This is a genomic window from Nostoc sp. (assembly GCF_035638895.1).
Taxonomy (GTDB): domain Bacteria; phylum Cyanobacteriota; class Cyanobacteriia; order Cyanobacteriales; family Nostocaceae; genus Nostoc.
Genome location: NZ_DASQZC010000125.1, coordinates 1 through 3,825, shown reverse-complemented (window position 1 = coordinate 3,825; position 3,825 = coordinate 1). Strand labels below are relative to the sequence as shown.

Annotated in this window: 1 protein-coding gene and 2 pseudogenes; all 3 read right to left on the bottom strand. The window is 41.8% G+C overall.

Features of this window, described 5'->3' with window-relative positions; translation table 11 throughout:
- Positions 1-789: 789 nt before the first annotated feature.
- Positions 790-1,824, bottom strand: a complete 1,035-nt coding sequence (locus VE944_RS06085) for a zinc-dependent alcohol dehydrogenase family protein (RefSeq protein WP_324973752.1) — start codon at positions 1,822-1,824, stop codon at positions 790-792.
- 329 nt (positions 1,825-2,153) lie between these two features.
- A pseudogene (gene nrdJ, locus VE944_RS06080) lies at positions 2,154-3,227 on the bottom strand (ribonucleoside-triphosphate reductase, adenosylcobalamin-dependent); the annotation flags it as partial.
- 282 nt (positions 3,228-3,509) lie between these two features.
- Positions 3,510-3,825: pseudogene (locus tag VE944_RS06075) on the bottom strand (ribonucleoside-triphosphate reductase, adenosylcobalamin-dependent); the annotation flags it as partial.

Genomic DNA, 3,825 nt, shown 5'->3' with positions numbered 1-3,825 from the left:
GGAACAAGACGCTCATAATCAACGGCTGGCAGAACTGCCAGCAAATAATTTGCTGGTTGCTCAAGGGCATTTTCGTTTAATGACATTGGGATTCTCCTAAATATAGCCGTCTGTAGAAAAGGCAGCTTGCGGCATAAGGAGATAAATCAATAATTTTAAGCTAAAAAACATCTAATTTGCATAATCGAATTAAATATAACTCTTGTAGGGTGGGCATCCTGCCCGCCCAGCTTATGCAATTTAAATGTGGAACAGCTTATCCCAATGTCAAAAGGTGTATTTTCTAAGAAAGGTTAATAAAATATTACATTTATATATTCATATAATTAAAAATTGAATTAAATATCTAGAGTAGTAAAATAAATATCTGGAGTAGTGAAAAAATCTGATATGTGTTAAAAAAGTTTGTATCTCCTGTTACAACATCTATCTAAAGTTTGAAAAGAAAATACTACACATTGCATAGCAAAATAGTAACTACATACCAGAGTACAAAGTATTTTTGCGTTGTTAAATCCTAGGTTTAATAAAGTTAATATTAATCATAAAAAATTATTAGCCCTGCCTCAAAGTTAAACAATTAAACTTTTTGTAATTGCTGAATTTAACTGGATTTACAGTTGCGATCGCATATAGCGGTTCTTAGTTGAGTAGATACAGAACCCCACCCCCAACCCCCTCCCTGCTTGCGGGGAGGGGGCTATGATGTATAGGAAAAGCTATAATTAACTGATTACGAATTACGAACTTGTACTCAGCGTAGCCGTAAAGCCTGCGGCATAGCTACGTTTAGGGCGTAGCCTCTCCAAGAGTTGTATTACGAATTACGACTTTCCCAAAGTGAGCCGCACTTTTGAGGTAATGATAAGCTTCTCGTGCTTCAGTGAAAGGGAAAACTCGATCAATAATCGGTTTAATTTGATGCTGTTGCATCGCCTGATTCATCGCCTCAAACATTTCCCGACTGCCAACATAAATGCCCTGAACTGTTAAGCTTTTAAAAAGTATTGGCATGGGGTCAATTTCACTTCCTCTACCTGACAATACGCCAATCAAGCTGATACGTCCTCCGATGCGGACTGCTTGTAGTGATTTTGGCAGAGTACCTGCACCGCCTACCTCAACTACATGATCTACACCTGTACGATTAGTCAATTGGTAAACTTGCTTTTCCCAATCTGGTGTTGTTTTGTAATTGATTGTTTCGTCAGCACCAAGCTGTTTAGCTTGTGCCAATTTCTCATCACTGCTGGAAGTAATAATTGCTCTAGCACCGTGTATCTTGGCGAACTGGAGGGCAAAAATCGAAACTCCTCCAGTACCGAGTAATAAAATAGTATCACCTGTGCGGATATTGCCTTTTGTCACCAGTCCATGCCAAGCTGTGACTGCTGCACAGGGTAAGGTTGCGCCTTCAATGTATGATAGATGGTCAGGTAATATTACTAAACCATCTTGGTGTAATACGACATATTCAGCCAGCATTCCATCGATACCACCTCCGAGATCGGATTTCATTTTCTCTTTGGTTAAAGAGCCATAAATCCAGTCTTGGAAGAAAATACCAGCGAGGCGATCGCCTATTTTAACCCGTGTCACACTTTCCCCTACCGCCACGACTTCCCCCGCACCGTCAGACAGGGGAATTAAGGGATATTTCTGTCCAGAACCGTAAAATCCTTCAATGACAAGCAGATCGCGGTAATTTAGGGATGTTGCTTTGACTTGAATGAGAACTTGTTCCGCAGTTGGTTTTGGCTCAGGGCGATCGACTAATGCGAGGGCATCAATCCCGGCGTTGCTTTGAATTTCGTAAGCTTTCATTGGCGGACTCCTTTTGCCAAAGATTATATATAGGGCTATTTCATTCTCATCTAGTACTCTGTCCCAAAAGTTTTGAGAGGTTAGTGGTATTCAGATCCCCGACTTCTTGAAGAAGTCGGGGATCTAGCAGCCCCGCAAAATTAATGCGATAGACCACTAGCCCGCCTCAGAATAAATTCCGAGGCTAATAGCAAAAGTCGTCTAAAGACGACTAAGAAAGGCTTTTAGTCCACTTTAGTGGACTTAAGCTATGAGCCGCGAAACTTTAGTTCCGGGCGGTTTATGTTTAGAACGAAATAGCCCTACTCGAAGTTGATAGTCATTTCGCCTTATGAGCTTGGTTGCTGATCGGGAAACATACACTTATCAGAATCACAACCACTAGGGCCAGCCTCTGACATTTCGCCTAAATCGTAGCGGCTTAAGACTGCACAGAAATCATCTGTTTTGCGTCGTGCTTTCACCTCTTGATTTAAGCGATAGTAGGTTGGTTTATCTATCGGTTCAAATGGCAAACGTGGGAATGATTGCAAATCGTCAAAACGAGCTAAAAGAGCGGCTGAAATATATCCTTCATCACTCTGGATAGTTTCGTAGATGCGCTGTCCTAAAGGTTCAATTTCATCAGAACGAAGTTCTAAAGTTGCTGATGTGTTGTGAGTCACATACCAACGTTGAACCTGAAGGACAAAATCAAACTGGGCTAAGGCTGAGAACTTAGAAACATCAATTTCATCAGCACCTGGTAAATCAGCCCAAGAGACAGAAACAGGAATTTCTACTAACCATTCACTCACCCGTGAATCAAAGGGATCATTGAGCAAATTGCCCTGTTCATCTTTGTCTGATTGCGAGGGAATGACATTGTAACCGTAGTCAATACAAGCTAAGGCTACTGGGTCATTTTTGCCGAAGGTGATACGACGAATAAATCTTTGCGCTTTCGGGGGATGCCATCCTGAACTAGCATTAGTTAATAATGCCTTCGTACCACTGGGTTGAACTGTAGTACAACGATTTGGACGCTTGAAATTGTGGCGATCGCAGTAATCCCAAACTACCCGATGTACAATCTCTTTCCAGGAGCTTAGATATTTTTCTTCCTTACGCTTGAAAGCTAATCCTTGTGGAGTTGCAGGCCTTCCCGCTTCCCACCAACGCAGCCAATCAACACCAAAAGCATGGACAAAGAAATCAAATAAACCTGTAAAAGAAACTCCTACAATCGGGTCTAATTCACGGCTGTATTGATAGCGTGGTTCTAAGAATTTGTGATTTAAAAGTGCTGCTACAGATAGCGCCCCAGCAGTGAAAGCCTCCTCTTGTTCTTTGTAGTTATGTGGGTCGATTTGATTGAGGTGAACCTCAGACAAATTGCAGTGGAAGTTACTACCGATGATTTCCAGATTTGTTACCCTAGAGGCTTTTTATCCCCTAGTTCTACTGCTTAATTATTTGCAGTAGCTCCGCGTACCTTTTGCAGATGTGACTTCAGATAATAAAAGTGTTTTTCACATGCGCCCCCGCACTCTTGGAGAGATTATATTCTAGACAACAATTTTGGATATAATCTAGTTTCACTCTCTACGCTGTACGGTGTCAAAGGCTTTTTAGTTCCTTTGATTACCACGGGATTAGCATCTCAGCTTTCCCCGTTTTTGCGAGGTTTTTAACGTGAGGCAAAATCACTTACCACACGGATTTAGCCCATAGCGAGCCAAACGATGTTCTAGCTCATTAGCATCAAGCTGAGGATAGCGTTCCTGTAACCACTGTTTTGCTGTTCCTTGTTCATAAGCTTGTAAAAATTCAACTTTGTCAGATTGTGTTGGCAGCAAATCAATGTTTGATCGCGCCACGGCTTCACCAGCCCATTGAATCGCTCCCTCGCCACTATAATATTGTTTGCGAACGGCATTCAGACATTCTTCTAAGGTTGGCTTGCGGTGAAAAACTCTAGTGTGGTTTGCCATCCTGAGTGCATCACGCTCTGGATCAATT

Bases quoted from the DNA above. Each gene is read 5' to 3' on its own strand.
- VE944_RS06085 (WP_324973752.1), bottom strand. From the start codon at position 1,824: ATGAAAGCTTACGAAATTCAAAGCAACGCCGGGATTGATGCCCTCGCA.